30 protein-coding genes are annotated in these 22976 nt (G+C 72.4%); 20 read left to right on the top strand and 10 right to left on the bottom strand.

Annotated elements, in window-relative coordinates:
- Window positions 1-78 precede the first annotated feature (78 nt).
- The 10 genes from AC07DF_RS38240 to AC07DF_RS38195 are packed head-to-tail and all read left to right on the top strand — an operon-like array spanning window position 79 to window position 5352.
- Window positions 79-450: a gas vesicle protein GvpO gene (locus tag AC07DF_RS38240; protein ID WP_478981882.1), complete on the top strand. Its 372-nt coding sequence runs from the start codon at window positions 79-81 to the stop codon at window positions 448-450.
- Window positions 451-496: 46 nt separating this feature from the next.
- Complete coding sequence (locus tag AC07DF_RS38235; protein WP_478981628.1) at window positions 497-931, top strand: gas vesicle structural protein GvpA; 435 nt, start codon at window positions 497-499, stop codon at window positions 929-931.
- Window positions 928-1704, top strand: a complete 777-nt coding sequence (locus tag AC07DF_RS38230) for a GvpL/GvpF family gas vesicle protein (protein ID WP_478981626.1) — start codon at window positions 928-930, stop codon at window positions 1702-1704. Before AC07DF_RS38235 ends, AC07DF_RS38230 begins: the two co-directional genes overlap by 4 nt.
- Before the next feature lie 4 nt (window positions 1705-1708).
- The gene (locus AC07DF_RS38225) at window positions 1709-1975 is read left to right on the top strand and encodes a gas vesicle protein GvpG (RefSeq protein ID WP_478981623.1); all 267 of its coding nucleotides are present in this window, start codon (window positions 1709-1711) and stop codon (window positions 1973-1975) included.
- Window positions 1972-2616 (top strand): DNA primase, encoded by a 645-nt coding sequence (locus AC07DF_RS38220; RefSeq protein ID WP_478981621.1) that lies wholly within the window; start codon window positions 1972-1974, stop codon window positions 2614-2616. Before AC07DF_RS38225 ends, AC07DF_RS38220 begins: the two co-directional genes overlap by 4 nt.
- Window positions 2613-3713 (top strand): SRPBCC family protein, encoded by a 1101-nt coding sequence (locus tag AC07DF_RS38215; RefSeq protein WP_478981619.1) that lies wholly within the window; start codon window positions 2613-2615, stop codon window positions 3711-3713. Before AC07DF_RS38220 ends, AC07DF_RS38215 begins: the two co-directional genes overlap by 4 nt.
- Complete coding sequence (locus AC07DF_RS38210; protein ID WP_193476942.1) at window positions 3710-4048, top strand: gas vesicle protein; 339 nt, start codon at window positions 3710-3712, stop codon at window positions 4046-4048. Before AC07DF_RS38215 ends, AC07DF_RS38210 begins: the two co-directional genes overlap by 4 nt.
- Window positions 4045-4818, top strand: a complete 774-nt coding sequence (locus AC07DF_RS38205) for a GvpL/GvpF family gas vesicle protein (protein ID WP_478981616.1) — start codon at window positions 4045-4047, stop codon at window positions 4816-4818. The genes AC07DF_RS38210 and AC07DF_RS38205 overlap by 4 nt, the downstream gene beginning before the upstream one ends.
- A gap of 16 nt (window positions 4819-4834) precedes the next feature.
- Entirely contained in the window at window positions 4835-5023 is a 189-nt protein-coding gene (locus AC07DF_RS38200; RefSeq protein ID WP_478981614.1) for a gas vesicle protein, read from the top strand.
- Complete coding sequence (locus AC07DF_RS38195; RefSeq protein ID WP_478981612.1) at window positions 5020-5352, top strand: gas vesicle protein K; 333 nt, start codon at window positions 5020-5022, stop codon at window positions 5350-5352. Before AC07DF_RS38200 ends, AC07DF_RS38195 begins: the two co-directional genes overlap by 4 nt.
- Window positions 5353-5366: 14 nt before the next feature.
- Here AC07DF_RS38195 and AC07DF_RS38190 read toward each other — a convergent pair whose 3' ends face one another.
- From AC07DF_RS38190 to AC07DF_RS38180, 3 genes are all read right to left on the bottom strand, one after another.
- Complete coding sequence (locus tag AC07DF_RS38190; protein WP_020270859.1) at window positions 5367-5537, bottom strand: hypothetical protein; 171 nt, start codon at window positions 5535-5537, stop codon at window positions 5367-5369.
- A 41-nt stretch (window positions 5538-5578) separates the two neighbouring features.
- On the bottom strand, window positions 5579-6400 hold the full coding sequence (locus tag AC07DF_RS38185) for a class I SAM-dependent methyltransferase (protein ID WP_478981609.1): 822 nt from the start codon (window positions 6398-6400) through the stop codon (window positions 5579-5581).
- A gap of 106 nt (window positions 6401-6506) precedes the next feature.
- On the bottom strand, window positions 6507-8003 hold the full coding sequence (locus AC07DF_RS38180; protein ID WP_478981607.1) for a phosphatase PAP2 family protein: 1497 nt from the start codon (window positions 8001-8003) through the stop codon (window positions 6507-6509).
- 111 nt (window positions 8004-8114) lie between these two features.
- Here AC07DF_RS38180 and AC07DF_RS38175 point away from each other — a divergent pair, with 111 nt between their 5' ends.
- Window positions 8115-9734 carry an ABC-F family ATP-binding cassette domain-containing protein gene (locus AC07DF_RS38175; protein ID WP_478981605.1) on the top strand — a complete coding sequence of 540 codons (1620 nt, stop codon included), beginning with the start codon at window positions 8115-8117 and terminating at the stop codon, window positions 9732-9734.
- A 121-nt stretch (window positions 9735-9855) separates the two neighbouring features.
- On the opposite strand, the gene AC07DF_RS38170 is transcribed toward AC07DF_RS38175, so the two are convergent.
- The gene (locus AC07DF_RS38170; protein WP_478981603.1) at window positions 9856-10956 is read right to left on the bottom strand and encodes a baeRF2 domain-containing protein; all 1101 of its coding nucleotides are present in this window, start codon (window positions 10954-10956) and stop codon (window positions 9856-9858) included.
- A 93-nt stretch (window positions 10957-11049) separates the two neighbouring features.
- On the opposite strand from AC07DF_RS38170, the gene AC07DF_RS38165 reads away from it, so the two are divergent.
- Window positions 11050-11307 (top strand): DUF6158 family protein, encoded by a 258-nt coding sequence (locus AC07DF_RS38165; RefSeq protein ID WP_382486735.1) that lies wholly within the window; start codon window positions 11050-11052, stop codon window positions 11305-11307.
- Window positions 11308-11343: 36 nt separating this feature from the next.
- On the opposite strand, the gene AC07DF_RS38160 is transcribed toward AC07DF_RS38165, so the two are convergent.
- From AC07DF_RS38160 to AC07DF_RS38145, 4 genes are all read right to left on the bottom strand, one after another.
- Complete coding sequence (locus AC07DF_RS38160) at window positions 11344-11886, bottom strand: type 1 glutamine amidotransferase domain-containing protein (protein WP_478981601.1); 543 nt, start codon at window positions 11884-11886, stop codon at window positions 11344-11346.
- A gap of 5 nt (window positions 11887-11891) precedes the next feature.
- Window positions 11892-12524: a diguanylate cyclase gene (locus AC07DF_RS38155; protein ID WP_478981599.1), complete on the bottom strand. Its 633-nt coding sequence runs from the start codon at window positions 12522-12524 to the stop codon at window positions 11892-11894.
- On the bottom strand, window positions 12521-12952 hold the full coding sequence (locus AC07DF_RS38150; protein WP_382595881.1) for a CBS domain-containing protein: 432 nt from the start codon (window positions 12950-12952) through the stop codon (window positions 12521-12523). Before AC07DF_RS38150 ends, AC07DF_RS38155 begins: the two co-directional genes overlap by 4 nt.
- Before the next feature lie 84 nt (window positions 12953-13036).
- Window positions 13037-13438, bottom strand: a complete 402-nt coding sequence (locus AC07DF_RS38145; protein WP_478981596.1) for a DUF2795 domain-containing protein — start codon at window positions 13436-13438, stop codon at window positions 13037-13039.
- A 159-nt stretch (window positions 13439-13597) separates the two neighbouring features.
- On the opposite strand from AC07DF_RS38145, the gene AC07DF_RS38140 reads away from it, so the two are divergent.
- From AC07DF_RS38140 to AC07DF_RS38120, 5 genes are all read left to right on the top strand, one after another.
- Window positions 13598-13789, top strand: coding sequence for a hypothetical protein (locus AC07DF_RS38140; protein ID WP_478981594.1), 192 nt, complete (start codon window positions 13598-13600; stop codon window positions 13787-13789).
- A 233-nt stretch (window positions 13790-14022) separates the two neighbouring features.
- Window positions 14023-14817 (top strand): RNA polymerase sigma factor SigF, encoded by a 795-nt coding sequence (locus tag AC07DF_RS38135; RefSeq protein WP_478981592.1) that lies wholly within the window; start codon window positions 14023-14025, stop codon window positions 14815-14817.
- Window positions 14818-14950: 133 nt separating this feature from the next.
- Window positions 14951-15634, top strand: a complete 684-nt coding sequence (locus AC07DF_RS38130) for a hypothetical protein (protein ID WP_478981590.1) — start codon at window positions 14951-14953, stop codon at window positions 15632-15634.
- A gap of 192 nt (window positions 15635-15826) precedes the next feature.
- Window positions 15827-17074, top strand: a complete 1248-nt coding sequence (locus tag AC07DF_RS38125) for an aminotransferase class I/II-fold pyridoxal phosphate-dependent enzyme (RefSeq protein WP_478981588.1) — start codon at window positions 15827-15829, stop codon at window positions 17072-17074.
- Window positions 17071-18123 carry an MBL fold metallo-hydrolase gene (locus AC07DF_RS38120; protein WP_478981586.1) on the top strand — a complete coding sequence of 351 codons (1053 nt, stop codon included), beginning with the start codon at window positions 17071-17073 and terminating at the stop codon, window positions 18121-18123. Before AC07DF_RS38125 ends, AC07DF_RS38120 begins: the two co-directional genes overlap by 4 nt.
- 77 nt (window positions 18124-18200) lie before the next feature.
- Here AC07DF_RS38120 and AC07DF_RS38115 read toward each other — a convergent pair whose 3' ends face one another.
- Entirely contained in the window at window positions 18201-18815 is a 615-nt protein-coding gene (locus AC07DF_RS38115) for a DedA family protein (RefSeq protein WP_478981880.1), read from the bottom strand.
- Between the two features lie 35 nt (window positions 18816-18850).
- Entirely contained in the window at window positions 18851-19624 is a 774-nt protein-coding gene (locus tag AC07DF_RS38110; RefSeq protein WP_478981584.1) for an MBL fold metallo-hydrolase, read from the bottom strand.
- Between the two features lie 83 nt (window positions 19625-19707).
- Here AC07DF_RS38110 and AC07DF_RS38105 point away from each other — a divergent pair, with 83 nt between their 5' ends.
- The 3 genes from AC07DF_RS38105 (at window position 19708) to AC07DF_RS38095 (ending at window position 22837) form a co-directional block, all read left to right on the top strand.
- Window positions 19708-20109 carry a hypothetical protein gene (locus AC07DF_RS38105; RefSeq protein ID WP_399016405.1) on the top strand — a complete coding sequence of 134 codons (402 nt, stop codon included), beginning with the start codon at window positions 19708-19710 and terminating at the stop codon, window positions 20107-20109.
- Window positions 20110-20233: 124 nt separating this feature from the next.
- Entirely contained in the window at window positions 20234-22306 is a 2073-nt protein-coding gene (locus AC07DF_RS38100) for a phage holin family protein (RefSeq protein WP_478981582.1), read from the top strand.
- Between the two features lie 102 nt (window positions 22307-22408).
- A complete protein-coding gene (locus AC07DF_RS38095) occupies window positions 22409-22837 on the top strand; it encodes an OsmC family peroxiredoxin (protein ID WP_454364855.1) in 429 nt (142 codons plus the stop codon).
- Window positions 22838-22976 lie beyond the last annotated feature (139 nt).

The following is a 22976-nucleotide window of genomic DNA, read 5'->3' as shown; positions in this document are numbered from 1 at the left end:
TCCCCGGTGGGTGGCAGATGCATGAGCCCGTAGAGGTTTGGCGAACACACTTGCGGCCACACGGAGGGGGAGGTGGCCATGTCGAACACAAGAAACACGCAAGAGTCACAGAGTTCACAGGAATCCCAGGACTCTCAGAATTCGAGCAAATCGAACGACAAGCAGGCGGCCCGGAAGCGGCCGAGCCCGATGGACGTGCTGCGTCAGGCGCGCGGCCAGCTCGCGGAGCTCACCGGCATGGAAGCCGAATCCGTGTCGTCCTTCGAGCAGACCGACGAGGGCTGGGCGCTGGAGGTCGAGGTCCTCGAACTCGAGCGCGTGCCCGACACGATGAGCCTGATGGCGAGCTACCAGGTGGAGCTCGACGCCGAGGGGCAGCTCACGGGCTACCGGCGCGTCCGCCGCTACGAACGCGGTCGATCCGACGCGCGCAGGCCCGGCGGCCGCTAGGCCGCCCGACCGGACCCGCACCCACACACGAGGAGGAACACCCGGCATGACTGTCGTACCGGCACAGCAGACCGGCGGCGGAGGCGGCAGCAGCGGTCTCTACGACGTGCTCGAACTTGTTCTGGACAGGGGGCTCGTCATCGACGCCTTCGTGCGAGTCTCCCTGGTCGGCATCGAGATCCTGAAGATCGACGTACGCGTCGTCGTCGCCAGCGTCGACACCTATCTGCGCTTCGCCGAGGCGTGCAACCGGCTCGACCTCGAGGCCGGGCCGCGCAAGGACCCGGGCCTGCCCGACCTGGTCGGGGAGATGACCGAGTCCGGCGCGCGCGGCAAGTCCAAGGGGGCGCTGTCCGGCGCCGCCGAGACCATCTCCGACGCCTTCAAGCAGGCGCGCGACGAGGGCTCCGAGCGCCAGGGCGAGTCCCGTCCGCGCGCCCGTAAGAGCACGGCGTCCCGCCGGAAGGAGGAGCAGGAGTGAGCACCTACGTCTACGGCATCGCGGCGAGCGCGCACCCGGCGCTGCCCGAGGGCATGGGCGGTGTGGGCGACCCGCCCCGCCCGGTGCGCATCCTGCGCGAGGGTGAGCTCGCGGCCGTCGTCAGTGAGGCGCCCGAGGGGCTGCGGCCCAAGCGCAGGGACCTGCTCGCCCACCAGAACGTGCTCAGCGAGGCGGGTGCGGCCGGCTGTGTGCTGCCCATGCGGTTCGGCAGCGTCGCCCCGGACGACAACTCGATCACCGGGGTGCTCGCCGAGCGTGCCGAGCACTACAAGGAACGTCTGCGGGCGCTGGAGGGCCGGGTCGAGTACAACGTCAAGGCCAACCACGTCGAAGAGGCCGTTCTGCACCAGGTGATGGCCGAGAGCCCCGACATCCGCGGTCTCGCCGAGGCCAACCGGCAGTCCGGTGGCGGCAGTTACGACGACAAGATCCGGCTCGGCGAGCTGGTCGCTGCCGCGGTCAAGGCAAGGGAGGCCGACGACGCCACCGCACTCCGGGGCGCCCTGGACTCGGCCGCCGAAGACGTGAGCACGGGCCCCGAGTCCACCGGCTGGCTGGCCAACGTGTCGTACCTGGTGGACCGCGAGTCCGCCGAGCACTTCCTGGCCGCGGTCGAGCAGGCCCGCAAGGACATGCCGCACCTGGAGGTGCGGGTCAACGGCCCGCTGCCGCCGTACAGCTTCGTCGAGCCCGGCCCGGCCGAGCCGGCGGGCACCGTGGCGAGCGGCACGGACACCACCGGAGCGGGGTGACGACATGGGTCTGATCTCCGAGGTGCTGCTGCTGCCGCTCGCACCGGTGCGCGGCAGCGCCTGGGCCATCAGACAGGTGCTCCAGGAGGCCGAGCGGATCTACTACGACCCCGCCACGGTCCAGGCCGAACTGGCCCGCCTGGAGGAGCAGTTGGAGGCCGGAGAGATCACGGAGGAGGAGTTCGACCGTCGTGAGGACGAACTCCTCGACCGGTTGGAGACCGCTTCGCGCGGGAGCGCGGGAACAGGCCAACAAGGGACGGCACAATGAACCGAACGGGACTGGGCCTCGCGGTGGGGGCCGGATACCTCCTGGGACGTACCAAAAAGCTGAAGATGGCGATCGCCGTCGGCGGACTGGTGGCCGGGAAGAAGCTGAACCTGAGCCCGCGCATGGTCGCGGAGCTGGTCCAGCAGCAGCTGCGGAACAACCCGCAGTTCAAGGAGATCGGGGAGCAGCTGCGCGGGGACCTGCGCGGTGTCGGCAAGGCGGCCTCCGGTGCCATGGTCGAGCGGCAGCTCGACGCGTTCGCCGACCGGCTGCACGGCCGTACGGCCCAGGTGCGCGACCAGCTGACGGGCGCGGTGCCCGGCGGGCGCGAGGACGACGACGCCGAGGACGAGTACGCCGAGGACGAGGAGCCCGAGGACTCCGGTCCGGAGGCGGACGAGGAGCCCGAGGCGGACGAGGAGCCGGCGCGGGCGGCGAAGAAGGCGGCCCCGAAGAAGGCGGCCAAGAAGGCGCCTGCGAAGAAGGCTGCGAAGAAGGCTCCCGCCAAGAAGGCGCCCGCCAAGAAGACGGCGGGCCGGAGCGGGGCGGCGAAGAAGACCACGGCCGCGAAGAAGTCGACCTCCGGGAGCCGTGGCGGCAGCGCCCGGTCCCGGCTGCCGAAGGGAGGCGGTGAGGCATGACCGACACCCTCGGATCGGCGAAGTCCGCCGCGAACGGAGCGACGAAGAACCCACTCGCCGACGTGGCTCACAGCGAGGCCGCCGACCGGCTGAAGGCCGAGCTGCAGGAGTACCTCGCCGCCCAGGCCACGCGCATGCTGACCGGCGTGGGCCGCAAGCTCGGCGAGACCACGGGCAAGCTGAACGACATCGCCGAGGGCAACAGCCCCGGCTTCGCCAAGCTCGCCCTCGACGGCGGCAAGAAGATCGCCGAGGGCAAGGGGCCGCTGCGAGCCGCACTGGAGACCGGCGGCTCGCGCCTCAAGGACAAGGTCACAGGTGCCTTCAAGGGTCTCGGCGGCAAGGGCAAGGGCAAGGGCCGTTCCGGCAACAAGCCCACCGTCATCATCGAGCACATCGATGTCGGCGTACCGCTGCGCACGGCGTACGACCAGTGGACCCAGTACCAGGACTTCAGCACCTTCGCGAAGGGTGTCAAGGCCGCGAGCAAGGCCGACGACACCACCTCCGACTGGCAGTTGAAGGTCTGGTGGTCCAACCGCAGCTGGAAGGCGACCACGACCGAGCAGATTCCCGACGACCGCATCGCGTGGACCTCCGAGGGTGCCAAGGGCAGCACGAAGGGCGTCGTCTCCTTCCACCGGCTCACCGACGACCTCACCCGCGTCCTGCTGGTCATCGAGTACTACCCCTCCGGCTTCTTCGAGAAGACCGGCAACATCTGGCGCGCCCAGGGCCGCCGGGCCCGGCTCGACCTCAAGAATTTCGTCCGCTTCATCACGATCAAGGGTGAGGCGGAGGACGGCTGGCGCGGCGAGATCCGCGACGGCGAGGTCGTCCGCAGCCACGAGGACGCGCTCTCCGAGGAGGAGTCCGAGCAGGAGCCCGAGGAGGGCACCGAGGGCGAGGAGCCCGAGGGCGAGTACGAGGAAGAGGAAGAAGAGGAGCCGGAAGGCGAGTACGAGGACGAGGACGAAGCTGAGGGCGAATACGAAGAAGAGGACGAGCCGGAGGAGGAGGCGGAGGACGAGCCCGAGGCAGAGTACGAGGACGACGAGTACGACGAAGAGGAAGCCGAGGCAGGGAGCCGGCGATGACGACGCCCAGCAGGATGCCCGAACCCTACGGCCAGGGGAGCAGTGCCAACCTGGCCGACATCCTGGAAAGGGTGCTGGACAAGGGCATCGTCATCGCGGGCGACATCCGCATCAACCTGCTCGACATCGAACTCCTCACGATCAAGCTCCGGCTCATCGTCGCCTCCGTCGACAAGGCCAAGGAGATGGGCATCGACTGGTGGGAGAGCGACCCGAACCTGAGCTCGCGGGCCCGCCGTGATGAACTGACCCGTGAGAACGCCGAGTTGCGCGAGAGGCTGGCCCGGCTGGAGGAGCTGGAGCCCGGCCGCGCGGAGAAGAAGGAGGCCCCGTGACCGGACTGCGGTACGTCTACGCCGTCTGTCGCCCCTTCGGTACGCCGCTCCAGTCCCAGCTGTCGGGGGTGGCGGGCGATCCGCCCCGGGCGCTGACCCATCACGGTCTCGTCGCCGTGGTCAGCCATGTGCCGGAGCGGGACTTCGCCGAGGAACCGCTCCACGCCCATCTGGAGGACCTGGACTGGCTCACCGAGACCGCCCGTGCCCACCAGGGCGTGATCGACGCGCTCACCACCGTCACGACCCCGCTGCCGCTGCGGCTCGGCACCGTCTTCCGCGACGACAGCGGGGTCCGGATGATGATGGAGGCCCGCGAGGAGGACTTCCGGCGCACTCTCGACCGGCTGGAGGGCCGGGTCGAGTGGGGCGTGAAGGTGTACGCCGAGTCCGAACAGCAGGAAAGTCCCCGGCCCGCGCAGAAACCCGCGTCGGGCCGGGACTATCTGCGGCAGCGGCGCCAGCAGACCAGGTCGCACGAGGACATGTGGCAGAAGGCCGAGCATTTCTCGACCCGACTGCACGAAAGCCTTTCCGCATTCGCGGAGGATTCTCGGCTGCACCCGCCGCAAAATCCCGCCCTTTCCAAGGCGACCGGGCGGAACGTATTGAATGCCGCATATCTGGTGCCGCGCGCCAATTCCGAGGAATTCGTGGAACTGGTGGACCGCACGAAGGGCGAGGCGCCCGGAATGCGCATCGAACTCACCGGCCCCTGGGCGGCCTATTCGTTCGCCGGGAGCGCCGGGGACGCCGGGGAGGCCACATGACCGACGGAGAGAAGCCTTGACCATAGTGGAACGCCGTGAGGTCGCCCTCGTGGACCTGCTCGACCGGCTGCTCGCCGGCGGCGTCGTGATCACGGGGGACATCACGCTGCGCATCGCCGACGTCGACCTGGTCCGGATCGACCTCAACGCGCTCATCAGCTCGGTGAACGCCCAGGTGTCCTCACCGTTCGAGGAGTTGCTGTGACGTCAGCCGACAGTCCCCGTCCCACCCCCCGGCCCAACCCTCGTCCGCAGCGCGGCCGGCTGGACCTGGAGCCCGACACCGTCGAACGTGACCTGGTCAAACTCGTGCTGACGGTGGTGGAACTGCTGCGCCAGCTCATGGAGCGCCAGGCGCTGCGCAGGTTCGACGTGGGGGACCTGAGCGAGGAGCAGGAGGAGCGGGTCGGGCTCACGCTGATGCTGCTCGAGGAGCGGATGGCCGAACTGCGCGATCGCTACGGACTGCGGCCCGAGGACCTCAATCTGGACCTCGGGCCGCTCGGACCGCTGCTGCCCCGCGACGGGGGCTGAATCAGCGGGTCAATTCACCACCTGTACCACCGGCCCCGGCCCCCGGCTGCCGACGTGCCCCGCACGAAGAATCCCAGCAGCCACAGGACGAGAACCGCCAACGCGATCCACCAGAGTACCTTTACTGCAAATCCGGCACCGAACAGAACCAAAGCCAGAAGCAGCACCAGCAGGATGGGAACCATGATATGACCTCCTGCTTTCAGGGTGTCCCCGAAATTCTGTTTCAGGCTTCCTTTCTGCAGAGAATTTCTCCGTGCAGCACGCTGAACCACCCGTCCTCCTGCTCGCCCCATTCGCGCCACGCCCCGGCCGCGGCCCGCAGCTCCTCCTCACCGGCGTGCCCGCCCTGCCGGGCCCGGTCCGCGTAGGTCGAGGCCAGGGTGCGATCGGCCCACAGCCCACTCCACCAGGCCCGCTCCTGAGGCGTGGCGAAGGTCCACGTCCCGGAGCTCGCCGTGACGTCCGTGAGCCCGGCGCGCAGCGCCCAGGCCTTCAGCCGGCGCCCGGCGTCGGGCTCACCGCCGTTGGCCCGGGCGACCCGGCGGTAGAGGTCCAGCCAGGCCTCGAGTCCCGCGGACGCCGGATACCAGGTCATCGCCGCGTAGTCGGCGTCCCGTACGGCGACGATGCCACCGGGCCTGACGACCCGCTTCATCTCCCGCAGGGCCCGCACGGGATCCCCCACGTGCTGGAGCACCTGGTGGGCGTGGACCACGCAGAAGGTGTCGTCCGGGTAGTCCAGGGCGTGCACGTCGGCGACGGCGAAGTCGATGTTGTCCAGTCCCCTCCCGGCCGCCGTGGCGCGGGCCCGCTCCAGGATCTCCGGGGCCCGGTCGACACCGGTGACCTGCCCGCCGGGCACGAGCTCCGCGAGGTCGGCGGTGATCGTGCCCGGGCCGCAGCCGATGTCCAGGATCCTCATGTGGGGCTCGAGCGCGGGCAGCAGATATGCCGCCGAGTTGGCGGCGGTCCGCCAGGTGTGCGAGCGGAGCACCGACTCGTGGTGCCCGTGCGTGTAGACGGCGGTCTCCCGTGGTTCCGGCATGGCGGATCCCACCCCTTCCGTTCCTCCGGTCGGTATGGGATCACCGTACGCATCAGGGCCGCATAATGAGACCCGTATCCCGCTATATGGACTGACGGAGTATCAGTCAGTAGCCGGTGATGGGCCGGTACACGGTCAGCGCCTCGGGCAGCTTCTCCAGGGTGACGCGGCCTTCGACGTCGATGACCTCGCCGTCGTAGGCGAGCAGCGTGCCGGGCGCCACGTGGTCCAGGCGCAGCCGCCCCACCTGGACGGCCGCGTGGGCGGGCGAGCGGGTCAGCGGTCCCGCGAGGGCGGCGGCCAGCAGTCGCGCGGCGGGCCGCCGCCCGCCGTGCACGACCCGCACGTCGAGCTGCCCGTCCGCCAGGTCCAGCCGGCGTCCGGGCGCGAGCCCCATGCGGTGATAGGTGCCGTTCCCGGCGAACAGCAGCCACAGCGGACGCGTACGGCCCTGGAACTCGGCCTCCAGTGGATGCCGGTCGGCGCGCAGCACGCGCCCGGCCGCGAGCACGCCGGCCGGCCAGCCGCCGATCCGGTGCGACCAGCGCTCCCGCTCGCGCACGAGCTCCGGGTAGACGCCGACACTGCAGGTGTTGAGGAAGACGCCGTGCTCGTCGCCGCAGGAGAACCGTCCGACGTCCACGCGTACGGCATCGCCCTGGCGCAGCGCACGGGCCAGGTCGCGGGCGTCCTCCACGCCCAGGTCGTAGGCGAAGTGGTTGAGGGTGCCCCCGGGCAGTACGGCGAGGGGCAGCCGGTGCCTCAGGGCGATCCGGGCGGCGGTGTTCACGGTGCCGTCGCCACCGCACACACCGAGCACCCGGGCGCGGCCGGCCGCCTTCTCCAACTCGGCGGACACGTCCTGCGGTTCGCACTCGACGACCTCGGCCCGCGGGAGTTCGTCGCGCAGGGCGCGGGCACGCTCGGCGGTCCCCGCAGCGCTGTTCGCCACGAGCACGAGCCCCTCGCCCTCCAGCAGCGCCGGGACCTCCGCACGGGGGCGCGCCGGCGGGACGGCCTGCGACCGCGTCGGCACCAGGCCCCGCACGGCGAAGGCGGCGCCCGCGCCCAGGGCCGCGCCCGCCAGGACATCGCTCGGGAAGTGGACACCGGTGTAGACGCGGGAGAGGGCGACCGAGGCGGCCACCGGGGCGACGACGGCGCCCCAGGCCGGGGACTCCAGGGCGACACCGGTCGCGAAGGCGGCGGCCGACGCGGCGTGCCCGGAGGGGAACGAGGTGGTGATCGGCTGCCGCTTCAGCTGCCTGATCAGCGGGACCGTGTGCAGCGCGGGGCGCGGGCGGCGCACCGAGCGCTTCCCGAGGGTGTTGATCGCGAGGGAGGCGAGGCCGAGCGAGGCCAGGCCGCGGGCTGCCGCGCGGCGGGCGCGGGGTGTGCGGCTCGCCGCGAGGGCGGCCGCGGTCGCGAACCACAGGACGCCGTGGTTCGCGCTGCGGCTGAGCCGGGGCAGAACAGGGCCGGCCCCGGGCCAGTGCCGGCCGGCCGCGGACTCGAAGAGACGACGGTCCAGGGCGAGGACGCGGTCGCGCAGGGGGTGGTGCCCGGGCTTCGTCGTGGTGAGGTCCAGGTCGGGGGTTGTCATGGGCTGCGGGTACCCGGAGGGGGGTGGGCACACCGTCGCTGCGCGGTGCTCGGCGTCGCACGCGCCAAATGCGTTTGCCCCCCACGTCCCGACGCCGCAGAATCCCTGCCCATGGGTCACCTCGAAGCCGCGCACCTGGAGTACTACCTGCCCGACGGGAGGGCGCTGCTCGGCGATGTGTCGTTCCGGGTGGGGGAGGGCGCAGTCGTGGCCCTCGTGGGGCCCAACGGTGCCGGGAAGACCACCCTGCTCCGCATGCTCGCCGGTGAACTGAAACCGCACGGTGGTTCCGTCACCGTCGGCGGCGGCCTCGGTGTGATGCGGCAGTTCGTCGGATCCGTACGCGACGAGACGACCGTACGCGACCTGCTCGTGTCCGTCGCGACGCCCCGCATCCGCGAGGCGGCCCGTGCCGTCGACGCCGCCGAGCACGCCATCATGACCGTCGACGACGAGGCCGCCCAGCTCGCCTACGCCCAGGCCCTCGCCGACTGGGCCGAAGCACGCGGCTACGAGGCCGAGACGCTGTGGGACATGTGCACCACGGCGGCCCTGGGCATCCCGTACGACAGGGCCCAGTGGCGACTCGTCCGCACCCTCTCCGGCGGCGAGCAGAAACGGCTCGTGCTGGAGGCGCTGCTGCGCGGCACCGACGAGGTGCTGCTGCTCGACGAGCCCGACAACTACCTCGACGTACCCGGCAAGCGCTGGCTGGAGGAGCGGCTCGCCGAGACCCGCAAGACCGTGCTGCTGGTCTCCCACGACCGTGAACTCCTCGCCCGCTCGGCCCAGCGGATCATCTCCCTGGAACCGGGCCCCGCGGGCGCCGACGCCTGGGTGCACGGCGGCGGCTTCGCGACGTATCACGAGGCCCGCCGGGAGCGCTTCTCCCGTTTCGAGGAGCTGCGCAGGCGCTGGGACGAGAAGCACGCCCAGCTGAAGAAGCTGGTGCTGACTCTCCGTCAGGCCGCCACCAACAGCGACGGGATGGCGTCGCGCTACCAGGCCGCCCAGACCCGCCTGCGCAAGTTCGAGGAGGCCGGCCCGCCCCCGGAGCCGCCGCGCGAGCAGGACATCAGGATGCGCCTCAAGGGCGGCCGCACCGGCGTCCGCTCGGTCACCTGCGAGCGCCTGGAACTCACCGACCTGATGAAGCCCTTCGACCTGGAGGTCTTCTACGGCGAACGCGTCGCCGTCCTCGGCTCCAACGGCTCGGGCAAGTCCCACTTCCTGCGGCTGCTCGCCGGCGGCGACGTGGCGCACACGGGGCACTGGAAGCTGGGCGCCCGGGTCGTGCCCGGCCACTTCGCGCAGACCCATGCCCACCCGGAGCTGGAGGGCCGCACGCTCCTCGACATCCTGTGGAAGGAGCACGCGCAGGACCGGGGCGCCGCGATGTCCCGGCTGCGCCGCTATGAGCTGACGAACCAGGCGGAGCAGACGTTCGACCGGCTGTCCGGCGGCCAGCAGGCCCGGTTCCAGATCCTCCTGCTGGAGCTCCAGGGCGTGACGGCGCTGCTGCTCGACGAGCCGACCGACAACCTCGACCTGGAGTCCGCCGAGGCGCTCCAGGAGGGCCTGGAGGCCTTCGAGGGCACGGTCCTCGCCGTCACGCACGACCGCTGGTTCGCCCGCTCCTTCGACCGCTACCTGGTCTTCGGCAGCGACGGCCGGGTCCGGGAGACCCCGGACCCGGTCTGGGACGAACGCAGAGTGCAACGCGCCCGTTAGGGGCGCAGCCCCGGGCTGCGCCCCTCAGGGGCGCGGGGAACTGCGCGACCAGTCCCCACGCACCCGCACACGCACTGCGGCAAGCACCGCTACGGCGATGAGGCGCACCACATCGGCCGGCTCACTTCCAGCGAAGCAACGCCCCGAGTCCACCCACCGGCGCCTCCTCCTCCGCAACAGCCAGCGCATGCGCGTCCGTGGCCACCGCCGACCGGATCAGCGCGTCATCCGCCCTGGCCGGCCACGAGTGCTGCTCGCCGAGGATCTTCAGATCCGTGCGCCGCACAGCCACCTGGTCCGGGTCCTCGCCGATCCACACCTCGCGGTGCGCGTCCGGCCCGTTCGGCCTGATCAGCAGCTCGTCGATCCGGTGCTCACGCGCCGCCTCGATCAGCGCGGGAACGCCCTCCACGGCCCGGGCCCGGCCCTCGTCGTCCGGGTTCCGGCCGGCCCGGAACCGCTCCAGCTCCGCCTCGGCCTGCCGCGCCACATGCTCGGCGCGGGCCCGCTCCACGTCCTCGTCGAGGAGCCGGCTGCCGCTGCCGTGCGGTGCCTCGGCCACCAGGCCGTGCAGCCGCTTGGGCAGCCGGTCGTGCACGGACCGCCGCTCACGGTCGTCGCCGACGAGAATCAGCAGGTCGGCCTGCGTCTCCTCCTGGCACACGGCGAGCGCGTCGGCGATCTCCGCCGCGTTGTGCTCCCAGGTGTTCTCCACCCGCAGCTGGAAATGCCGCTCGGACCAGTCCGCCGAGCTCGTCCGGTGCACCGGCCACTGCCGCCCGGTGACGCTCCCGGAGTCCTCCCGGCCCAGCGCGCTGCGCAGCTCGAAGTCCGCGCCCTTGCGGTCGACGTAGGCCACCACGCAGACCGGGTCCTCGCCGGCCAGTTCCAGCAGGGGCGTGACGCGCGGCAGCGGGGCCCACTCGGCCCAGTCGCCGGCCTGCGGGGGGTTGGCCAGCGGCAGGTCGAGGACCACCTCGCCGTCGCGCGCGAAAAAGGCCCGGCCGTGCGGTTCGGAGGAGTGTCGCAGATCCTCGATCGCGTTCTGCACGGCCCCGCAGGTCGCCTCGTCCGCGCCCTGCGCGGCAAGCTGCCTGGCCATGGCCTGGGCCGTCAGCTGCCGCTCGTGAGGCGTGTCCTCCGTGTGCCGGGAGGTGTCGACGTACACAGAGGCCCAGGGGCCCGAGTGTTCGTAGAGTGGGTGCAGAAAGGCGAGATCCATGGCTCCCTCCCGGGTGCCGATCGGGTGTAGTGCTCAATTGCACCGGGCGGGTACCCGTACCGCGGACACGAACACGACGAGCGGGGCGAGACCATGACCGGAGTGGACCCTGACCGGCTGGACGACCAGCAGCTCATGAAGGAGCTGGAGACCATCCACCGCACGCGCCACGACACGCTGCTGTACGGGTCGAACGACGCGCTGCGGGCCCACAACGAGCGCATGGCGCAGCTCGAGGGCGAGTACCTGCGCCGCAACCCGCGCCGCCCGGTGGCCGCGGGCCGCACCCGCGAAGGGGCCCGGGAGCGGGGGAGCGGGGAGTCGGCGACTCCCACGACCCCCGGCACCTGAGCCCCTCGAAGGACACGCGCCCGGTCGACAGGGCGTTCAGCCGGCCTCCTCGGCGAACACCTCGAGGAAGGTCTCGCAGAACGCCTTGAGGTCGTCCGGCTTGCGGCTGGTGACCAGCTTGCCCGCGCCGTGGTCGCAGACCTTCACCTGCTTGTCCACCCAGGTGCCGCCCGCGTTGCGGATGTCGGTCCGCAGACTCGGCCAGGAGGTCAGCTCCCGGCCGCGTACGACGTCCGCCTCGACCAGCGTCCAGGGCGCGTGACAGATCGCGGCCACCGGGCGGCCGTGCTCGAAGAAGTCCCGGACGAACGCGACGGCCCCGTCGTCCATCCGCAGGAAGTCCGGGTTGGCCACACCGCCGGGCAGCACCAGCCCGCCGAACGAGTCGGGCGCGCTCTCGCCCACCACCTCGTCCACGGGAAAGGTGTCCGCCTTGTCGAGGTGGTCGAACGCCTGGATCTTCCCCTGCTTCGTCGACACCAGCACGGGCTCGTGACCGGCGTCCTTCACCGCCTGCCACGGATCGGTCAGCTCGATCTGCTCGACGCCCTCGGGCGCGACCAGAAACGCGATACGCATGATGCTCAACGTCCTTTCCCGGAACGGTTCTTCTTGTTCTTGCGGCCCGTGCGGACGCACCGCAGCAGCTCCTCGCCGTACGGCAGCAGCACGCACGTGCCGATCGCGGCGGCGATGCCCGCCAGATAGCCGCGCGACAGCGGTCGCCGGCGCGGCACGAGACGCCACGCGTCGGGATCGCCCTGGCCGCCGCGCAGCAGCGACTTCACCTGGTCGGCGTGCAGGCACATCAGGGCGGCCAGGGCCCCGAACGGCAGCGATTCCAGAAAGCTGTGGATGTGCTGCTCGACCGGCTTGACCTCCCGCTCGCTGTCGACGGCCGTACGGACGTCCCACAGCGCCGTCGCCTCGTGCACCGCGGCCCCGCCCAGCTGCACGCTCAGCAGCAGCGGGTTGACCTCGTAGCGCAGCGTCAGCGCGATCGGGATGCCGACCTCGGCCATCATCAGCGAGTGGATCAACGATTCCTTGGTGCCCGCCGTCTCCTCGATGCGGGTCCGCCGGTGCATCACCCAGTCGGCCACACCCGGCACGAACCAGCTGGGCAGCAGCCCGTACAGCAGATACCGGGTCGTGGCGTCACCGACGTCGACCGTGACGCCACGGGCGCTGATCTCCTTCGCCTGGTCCGTTCTCATGCACCGCCCCGGGCGTCCGGCTCGGCACGGCTGATGTCGGCGAGCGCCGACGCGGGGTCCTCGGCCTCGGCCAGGTCGCCGAGGCTCACCATGCCGACCGGCAGTCCGTTCTCCACCACCGGCAACCGGCGCACCGCGTGTTCGCGCATCAGCGTGGCCGCGGTCGCCACCCGGTCGTCCGGTGACACCGTCACCGGATCCGGGGTGCACACGGTCTGCGCGCTCACCGTCATCGGATCGGCGCCGTCGGCGACGGCCCGCACCGCGATGTCACGGTCGGTGAGTACCCCGATCACATCCTGCCCGTCGGCGACCACCACGTCGCCGATGTTCTGCGTGCGCATCAACTGTGCCGCCTCGACGAGCGAGGCGTCCGGGCGCACGGCGACCACACCCGGAGTCATCACGTCCTTCACCAACTCGGCCATCACTGAGGCCCTCTCTCCGTTCCCAGGTCGGCAGGGGTGCCGCGGCACACCGGCCGGCGCGCCGCGGCACCCCTGGCGCGGTCACTACGCGTATTCCTCAGGCCCGGTCTCGCGGGCCCGGACCAGGGCCTGGGCCAGTTCCTGGACATTGCCGTAGCGCTCCTGCCGCGGCAGCCGCTCCAGAGCCTCGACGAGGGTGTCGGGCGCCTGGTGGCCGCGCAGCTCGCGGGCCAGCTCACGCGAACTCGCGGGGAACGCCTTGCGGCCCAGGCGCCGGGCCAGATCCAGCCGCACCGACTCCAGAGACGTCGGCGCACGGCTCGGTGTCACCGGCCCGTACGCGACCTCGGGGTCGTCCTCGGCGGCCGGCTCCGGGTCGTGCCACTCCTCACTGCGGGTGGGGTGCCCGGACCTGAGCAGACCCTGCAGTTCGTGCTTCATCTCGTCGTCCCTGTGGACGCTCAGCCGGTCGCTGCCTCGCTGCATGTCTCCCTCCAGACCTTCGGGGGTTCGCACCGCGTACCCGAACACCGGGAGCCGACACGGGATCGGCACACCGGATCGCCACACCCGCCCTGGTTTGCGCCACGGCCTGAGGGAGACCCGGATCACACCCCCCCACACCTCCCTGGGGAAGGACCCGCCATGGCGATGCTCGCTGTGCTCATCCCGCTGCTCATGCTCGGAGTAGTGCTCGTTCTGGGCCGGTACGAAGAACTGCTGCTGCCTCAGGAGAAGGCCGACCGGCGTGAACCGGCCGGCGTACCCGCACCTCCCGCTTCCGCGGCCGCCGCCCCTTCTCCCGCACCGGCGGGAACTCCCGCCCCTTCGCCCTGAAGCCCTGCTCGGCCGTCGCTCGCCGGTCCGCGTCAAGTAACCCTGCGCTACGGCGGAGAACCTCTCCGGTTTGCGTGTGAGGGCCCGGGGCAGGCGCACCTCAGTGCTTCGGACAGGAGGCACGTCCGTGGGAGCGACGTGAAGCGTCGCCACCGGCGCCCCTGTCCCGCAGCGGATGCGCTCCCACGGTGACGGTCCAATTCAGAGCACCTGCAAGGGAATTGCGACGCATCATGCCGACTCACACGAGCACGAAGCAGCACCCCCACGACGACGCCCCCGACACAGCCGAGGCCTTCCGCAGGCTCGCCGCCCTCCCCGCAGGCCCGGAACGCGACGCGCTGCGCGACGAGATCGTCGAGGCCTGGCTGCCCATGGCGGACCGCATCGCGGGACGCTTCCGCAGCCGCGGCGAGAGCCTGGACGATCTGCGCCAGGTCGCGGCCCTCGGCCTGGTCAAGGCCGTGGACCGGTACGACCCGGAACTCGGCAACGCCTTCGAGAGCTATGCCGTGCCCACCGTCACCGGTGAGATCAAGCGGCACTTCCGTGACCACATGTGGACCCTGCACGTACCCCGCCGGGTCCAGGACCTGCGCAACCGTGTCCGGTTCGCCTCACAGGATCTGTCCCAGACCATCTCCGGCCGCCGGCCCACCGTGGCCGAGATCGCCGAGCACGCGAAGATGAGCGAGGAGGAGGTCAAGACCGGTCTGGAGGCGCTGGAGAGCTTCACCGCCCTGTCCCTGGACGCGGAGCTGCCCGGCAGCGAGGACGGGTACTCCCTGAGCGACGCGCTCGGGTCGCCGGATCCCGCGCTGGACACGGTCGTGGACCGGGAGGCGGTGAAGGACCGGCTGGCCGCGCTGCCGGAGCGGGAGCGGGCGATTCTGTACATGCGGTTCTTCTCCGACATGACGCAGAGCCGGATCGCGGAGGAGCTGGGGATTTCGCAGATGCATGTGTCCCGGCTGATCAGCCGGTGCTGTGGCAAGGTTCGCGAGCAGGTCATGCGGGATGTGGCGTAGCGCCGCGCCCCCAGGGGGTTGCGGTTCACTCTGTTGGGGGGTGCTGTCCCGCTAATGGGGTCCGGTTTCGCGCGGCGCTGTCGTGGGCGGGCTGTGATGGCAGAGGGGTATGACTACCGAAGGAGTCCCCTCGATGCGCCGCAGCCTTCACACCCTGTTCGTCGCCGTTCTCGCCGGGTCCGCCCTGGCGGGCTTCGCACCAGCCGTCTTCGCCGAACCCGCCGCCGAGGTCAGTCCCGCCACCGTCGAGCCCGGGGGCACGCTCACCATCTCGGTGAGCTGTGATCCGACCGGTGGGCCGCCGCCCGACACGATCGACGCCACCTCGCAGGCCTTCGACGACGGCACGGTCCTGCTGCGCAGGGTCAGCGGCAACGACGACAAGGTGTCCGGGCCCGCCTACCGCGGCACGGCCCGCATCGCGTCCGCCGAGAACTTCGAGGGCGATCCGGACGCCCTCGGGGACGACTCGGCGTGGACCGTCGACGGCACCTGCCCGGCCGCTCCCGGCGGTGAGGGCAAGGAGTGGAGTGCGACGTTCACGGTGGCCCACGGCGGCGGTGGCCACCACGAGCCGACCCACGAGCCCACGCACCGGCCCACCCACAAGCCGTGCCCCGAACCGCATCACGCAGCGCCCCACCCCCACGACAGCGAGTGCGGCGGAGCGGTGATCCAGCGCGGCGTGCGGGCCGGTGACGGCGGTGCCTTCACCGACTCCGTGCCGGCCCTGGCAGCGGGCGGGCTGCTGATCGCGGGAGCGTTCGGCGCCGCCGCGCACCGGCTGCGCAACCGGGAGAGCGACCCCTACCGCTGACCTGGCCGGACCGTTCCGCGGCGCCCCCGGAAGCACCCCGCTTCCCCGGCCCGGCCCGCCCATGCTGTGACCGTCACAACCCGGCGGGGCGCCCATGGGGCGGCGGCACCCTGGGTACTCACTGGCCGAGGGCACGAGCCGCACCGTACGGATCACCAGAACACGGCGGCACCAGGCACTGCGGAGGTACGGATGCGGCGGACGGACCCGCAAGGCCACGGCCCCGTCCGGTTCGGGCCACCGCTCCCCGAGGACGGGCTGCCGGTCCTGCCGGAGCTGTCCGCGGTGCTCGCCGCGGCGGCGTCCCGCGGTGACCACGAGCCGGTCGGTGGCGGCTCCGCGCTGCGGGAGGCCGCCTGCGGCTACTGGGACCGGCGCGGACTGCACTGCGCCCCCGACCGCGCGGCCGCCGGCCCCGGTGCCCCCTCCCTGCTGCTCGCGCTGACCGCCGCGCTCGGCGGTGACGTCCTGGTGCCGAGACCCTGCGCCGCCTGGTGGGCGCCGTACGCACGTCTGTTGGGGCGGCCCGCCTTCCATGTGCCGACCCCGCCGGAGAGCGGCGGCGTGCCCGATCCGTACGCCCTGCTGGAGACCGTGCGCCGGGTCCGCGCCGAGGGCGGCGACCCGCGTCTGCTGGTGCTGTCCGTCGCCGACGACCCCACCGCGACCGTGGCCCCTCCCGAGCTGCTGCACGAGACCGTCGAGGCCGCCCAGGGAGAGGGCCTGCACCTGGTCAGTGACGAGACCTGGCGCGACACCCTGCACGATCCGCACGACACCGTGCTGCTCAGCCCCGCCGAGATGCTGCCCGACCGGGTCACCGTCGTCACCGACCTGGCCGGTTCCCTGCTTCCGTCCGGCTGGCCCGCCGCGGTGGCCCGCTTCCCGCCCGGCGAGGACGGCGACGGCCTCCACGCGCGCGTGCTCGACGTCCTCACCGCGCTCGACGCCCGCGTCGCCGCCCCGGTCGCCGCGGCAGCCGGGTACGCCCTGGCCGAACCGGACCCGGTCACGGAGCGCGTGGCCGCCACCGTACGCCTGCACGCGCGCGTGGCCGCCGCGGCGCACTCCGCCGTCATCGCCGCCGGTGCCCTCTCCCGGCCACCGCGGGCCGGCCGGCACCTGTACGTGGACCTCGCCCCGCTGCGCCCCGCGCTGACCGCGCACGGCGTGGGCGACGCACAGGAACTCGAGGACTTCCTCGCCGCCCGCCTCGGCATGCCCGCGCCGGGCGGCCACCGCTTCGGCGACGACCTCGAAGCCCCGCGCGTGCGGCTGTCCACCGGCGCAGTGCTGCCCGCCTCCGACCCGGAACGCGCGGAATGCCTCACCTCACCCGCGCCGTTGGAACTGCCGCACGTGCGACGCGGGTTGATCCGACTGAAGTCGGTCTTCGACGACCTCCGCGACGAAGCTCAGCGATGGGAGCCTCCTCGATGACGCAGCAGTCCGAGTCGACCACCGGTACGCCCACCCGGGAAGCCGGTGACCCGGCACTCCCGTCCCCGCTCGCGCCCCCGTACCCGCCCTTGGCCGAACCCCGGCCGCTGGCCGAGCGCAGAGTGTGGCCACGCACCTTCCACGACCGGCTGACCGCCCCGCTCCCCGGCCTGAAGGCCATCGCCCGTTTCGCCCGCGAAGGCTCCGTGAGACCGAGCCCCCAAGGCCTCGCCGACATTCCCCGGCTCCCCTACGCCCCCGGCCCGCTGCCCCGCGTCGACGCCCGCACCATCGCCGTCACCTGGGCGGGGCACGCCAGTTGGGTGCTGCGCGTCGGCGGCCTCACGGTCCTCACCGACCCGGTCTGGTCCCGCCGGATCCTCGGCACGCCCGCCCGCATCACCCCCGTGGGCGTCCCCTGGGACGAGCTGCCGCGCGTCGACGCCGTCGTCATCAGCCACAACCACTACGACCACCTGGACGCCCCCACCCTGCGCCGGCTCCCGCGCGACACCCCCGTGTTCGTCCCGGCCGGACTCGCCCGCTGGTTCCACCGCCGCCGCTTCACCCGCGTCACGGAACTCGACTGGTGGGAAGCGGCCGAACTGGACGGCGTCCGCTTCGACTTCGTCCCGTCCCACCACTGGTCCAAGCGCACCCTCACCGACACCTGCCACAGCCTGTGGGGCGGCTGGGTGCTCACCGACCGGGACGGACAGCGCGTCTACTTCGCCGGCGACACCGGCTACGGCCACTGGTTCTCCCGCATCGGCCGGCGCTACCCCGGCATCGACCTCGCCCTCCTCCCCATCGGCGCCTACGACCCGCGCTGGTGGCTCAGCGACGTCCACTGCGACCCGGAGGAGGCGGTCCGGGCCACCCAGGACCTCGGCGCCCGCCGCATGGCCCCCATGCATTGGGCGACCTTCGTCCTGTCGGCGGAGCCGGTCATGGAGCCTCTCCAGCGCGTACGAGCGGCCTGGGAAAAGGCGGGCCTGCCCCGGGAAGACCTCTGGGACGTGCCGGTAGGCGGATCAAAGGTGCTGTAGGTACCTCAGGGGCGCGGGGAACTGCGCGAACAACCACAACGCACCCGCACCCAGAGACCACCACAACCCCTACGGCGCTACCGCACCCGCCGCCACACAGCCGGCACCGCACTGATCACCAGCGTCAGCGCGATCGCCGCCACCACACCCTCCCACGGCTCGTCGAACAGCGACCCCCCGAGAATCCCGATCAACTGATACGTCACGGTCCACGCCAGACACGCCGGCAGGTTCCCCCGGGAGAACCGCCGCAACGGCCACTCGGCCATAAGGCACGCCAGCATCACCGGGATACGACCCGCCGGCACCAGCCGGGACAGCACCAGCACCGCGACACCGTGCGCGGCGAGTTTCTCCTGCGCCTGGACGAGCCGGTCCTCCGGCGCCCGCGCCCGGATCGCCTCCAGCCAGCGCGAGCCGTTCTTCGACTTCAGCCCGCGCCGCCCCAGCCAGTACAGCGTCGCGTCCCCGAGGAACGCCGCCAGCGACGCCGTCAGGAACACCATCGCCAGCGAGAACGGCGACGTCTGGTGAAAGGCGACCACGGCCGCCGAACTCACCAGCGCCCCCGTCGGAATCACCGGCACCAGCGCCCCGGCCAGCACCAGCAGAAAGAGCGTCGGATAGCCGACCGCCTGCTGGGTGGAGGTCGGCACGATGGCCGCCGGGGTGACGGCCGACGCCGCCAGCAGCGGCAGACCCGCCTGCGCCACGGGCGCGGTCCAGGTCACCGCGCGACCTTCGGGCGCACGCTCTCCCCGTGCCCGAGCCGGTGCACCGCCACGCCGGGTGCGCGCCGGGCCGCCAGCCGGACGAATTCGTCGCCCGGCGCATGGAACTCGTGGGGGCGCACGGCGTCCATCCCGATCGGCCAGTACGTGCCGTAGTGCACCGGCACCGCACTGCACGGCGCCAGCCGTGCCAGCGCCTCCGCCGCCCGCCCCGCGTCCAGATGCCCCTCGCCCAGGTACGGCCCCCAGCCGCCGACCGGCAGCAGTGCCACCTCGACCGGCCCGACCTCCTCGGCCATCGTGTCGAACAGTCCGGTGTCCCCGGCGAAGTACGTCCGGGCCTCGCCGGCTATGACATACCCGAGCGCGGGGGCGCGGTGCGGTCCGAACGGCAGCCGCCGCCCGTCGTGCCGCGCGGGCACGGCCCGTACGACGACGTCGCCGACCGGGGTCTCGTCCCCGGGCGCCACCTCGCTCACCCGCAGGTGCGCGAGCCGGCGCAGTCCGGGCACCGCGCGGCGCGCGCCCCGGGGCACGAGCAGGCGCGTGCCCGGGGCGAGCCGCATCAGCGACGGAACGTGCAGATGGTCGGCGTGCAGATGAGAGACCAGCGCCACGTCCGCGTCCAGGGCTCCGGGCGGCGGCAGGGCTCCGCGCCGGCGCCGCAGGTGTGCGAGCCGGCGTGCGAACAGGGGATCGGTGAGCACGCGTACGTTCGAGTCCTCGACCGTGCAAGTGGCGTGACCCCACCAGGTGACCTCCACCGGCACCTCTTTGCCTCCTTCGCGCGACTCCCCGAAGCCTACGGGCAGGAGTAGGGTCGGCGGCGAAACCGGAGGTGAGGGGGGACGCCATGGTGCCGGTCCGGGTCACGGCGATCGCGAGTCTGACGCCGCTCGAGGAGCTGGACGACGATCCGTTCCTGGTCGACTCCCGCAGCCAGCACGCGATGTGCTCCCGCTGGGCCGCCGAGCGGGGCTATGTGGTCAGCCGGGAGTTACTGGTCCGTGGGCTGCGTCCCGACCACGGTGCGCTGTGGGACGGCGTCCGGCCCGGCCTCGACCTGTTCGTGGCCCCCAGCCGGCGGGTGCTCGAGAGCGCGCTCGCGTCCGTCGAGGAGTTCACCGCGGAGTGCGCGAAGCGCGGGGTGCGCGTCGAGACGGTGGGGCACGCGGAGCCGGCGTACGACGCGGCGATGAAGGCGTGTGTGCACCGTCGGCTCTCGATGCCGACGGCCGGGTACGACGGACGCTGACGCGGCGACAGCGAACGCCTGCCCCCGCCCCTGCCCGGTACCGCGAGGGACGAAAGGCGCTCCCCGGGCGTTGTGACAGGGTGGACGAGGGCCCGCGGCGGGCCGGGACGTGAGGTGGCTGGGCGTGCGGGGCGTGCGGTGGCGGCGGGTCGCCAGTCAGGTCGGGCGGAGCATCGCCGTGTGGGCGGTCTCCACTGTCACCCTGCTCCTGCTCGCCGGGATCCTGCCGGACTTCCGGCTCCGGTCCGCGGACGGCGACAGCGCCACCGACATAGCCGTCACGGCGGCCTTCGGCGCCGGCGCCTTCGGTCTGCTGTCGGCCGTGGTCTGGCCGCTGCTCGTCCGGCTCCTGCTCCTCGTACCGGCGCTCGTGCTCGGGCTGCTGGTGTTCTTCCTGAACGGCGCGCTGCTGCTGCTCGCCCTGAGACTCAACCCCGCCGAACGCGGCGCCGCCGCCCCGGAGACCGCCGTCGTGGTCGCCGCCGTGATGTCCGCCGTGGCGTCCGCCACCGGCGCCGCCCTGGCCGTGCGCGACGACGACGCCTACCGCCGCAGGCTGTACCGCCTCTCCGACCGCCGCCGCCGGTCGGGACCGCCCAGCCCGTCCAGCCCCGGCACGGTGTTCGTCCAGCTCGACGGCGTCGGCCACGACGTCCTGCTGGACGCGGTGGGCAGGGGCCTGATGCCCACCGTCGCCCGCTGGCTCGACTTCGGCGACGGCGGCCGCTCCACCCACCGCCTAACCCCCTGGCGCACCGACTGGTCCAGCCAGACCGGCGCCAGCCAGCTCGGCATCCTGCACGGCAGCAACCACGACATCCCCGCGTTCCGCTGGTACGAGAAGGACACCCGCGAGGTCGTCGTCTGCAACCGCCCGACCAGCGCCGCCGAACTCCAGCGCCGCGCCGTCGGATACGCCGGACACGGCGGTCTGCTCACCGTCGACGGTGCCAGCCGCGGCAACCTGTTCAGCGGCGGCGCCGAACAGCAGGCCCTCGTGCTGTCCATCGCCACCCGCCGCCGCAGCCGCGAGAACCGCTCCCGGGCGGGCTACTTCGCCTACTTCTCGGATCCGGCCAACGCCGTGCGCACCGCCCTGTCCTTCGTCGCCGACGTCGGCCGGGAGATAGGCCAGTCCACCCGGGCCCGCCTGCGCAAGCAGCGCCCGAGGGTCTCCCGCGCGGGCCTCTACCCGTTCGTCCGGGCCTTCGCGACGGTCGTCGAGCGGGACGTCGTCGTCGCCTCGGTCACCGGCGACATGCTCGTCGGCCGCACCGCCGTCTACGCCGACCTGGTGGCCTACGACGAGGTCGCCCACCACTCCGGCCCGGCGAGCCGCGACGCGCAGAAGGTCCTCGAAAGCCTCGACCGGTCGCTCGCCCTGATCGAGAACGTCGCCGAGCACGCCCCGCGCCCCTACCGGATCGTCGTCCTGTCCGACCACGGCCAGAGCCCCGGCGAGACCTTCCGCTCCCGCTACGGCCTCACCCTCGGCGACCTGGTACGGGCCGGCTGCGGACTGCCCGTCTCACGCAGAGCGGAGCGCACCCGCAGCGGGGCCGAGGCCCGCGCCGCCGTGCGGGCCGCCCTGCGCATCCCGGTCGAGGAGGGCGGCGAGCGGCACCGCCCCGCGCGCCGCCCGGAGCCGATCGTGCTGGCCTCCGGCAACCTGGGCCTGGTGTCCTTCCCGGACGTCACGCACCGGATGAGCAAGGAGGAGATCGACGCCCGCCACCCCGCGCTGCTGCCGACCCTCGCCAACCACCCCGGCATCGGCTTCCTGCTGGTCCGCAGCGACGAGCACGGCGGGCTCGTCCTCGGCGCGCACGGCGCCGAGATCCCCCTGGCCGCCCTCGACGACGACCCGGGCCCGCTCGCCGCGTTCGGGCCGGGCGCGGCCGACGCGGTGCGCCGTACGCACTCCTTCCCGCACACCGCCGACATCATGGTCAACTCCTTCCACGACCCGGCCGACGGCGAAGTCCTCGCCTTCGAGGAGCAGATCGGCTCCCACGGCGGCCTCGGCGGCGCCCAGGGCAGGCCCTTCCTGCTGTCCCCGCTCGTCCTCTCCGCACCGGTGGTGGACGGGGCGGAACTCGTCGGCGCCGAGCACGTCCACCGCGTCCTGCGGCGCTGGCTGCGCGAGTCGAACGGCCCTCAGGTGCCGCTGGAGAGCAGCGAGGAACGCGCGGCCTGAAATTCGGCGCGTGTGCGGACGCGGCGCCACGGGTGTGATCGGATGGGGGCAAGGGACCCGGAGACGGGCCCCACCGCGAGTCCGCACGCGAAAGGAAGAACCGTGGCTACCACGCGCTCCGCACACACCGTCTGGGAAGGCAGCCTGCTCGAGGGCAACGGCGTCGTCACCTTCGACACCTCCGGTGCGATCGGCGAGCAGCCGGTCACGTGGGCGTCGCGCGCCCAGGAGGCGAACGGGAAGACCAGCCCCGAGGAGCTGATCGCCGCCGCCCACTCCAGCTGCTACTCCATGGCCTTCTCCAACATCCTGAACAAGGCCGGGACGCCGCCCACCAAGCTCATCACCTCCGCCGACGTCTCCTTCCAGCCCGGCGAGGGCATCACCGGCATCCACCTCACCGTCGAGGGCACCGTCCCCGGCATCGACGAGGCGGCCTTCCTCGCCGCCGCCGAGGAGGCCAAGGTCGGCTGCCCGGTCAGCCAGGCGCTGAAGGCCACGCCCATCACGCTGACCGCCAAGCTCGCCTGACCAGGCACACCCCCGTCGGGGGGGGGGGGGGGGGGGAGGGGGGGGGGGGGGGGGGGGGGGGGGGGGTGAGGGGGGGGGGGGGGGGGGGAATGCACTGAGGGCACCGCGGCGAGTTTAATGCCCGGGGGCGGGTGCCCGA

Source organism: Streptomyces sp. NPDC044719, assembly GCF_056433405.1.
The sequence above is the reverse complement of the archived record's forward strand: the minus strand, read 5'-3'. Positions and strand labels throughout refer to the sequence as shown.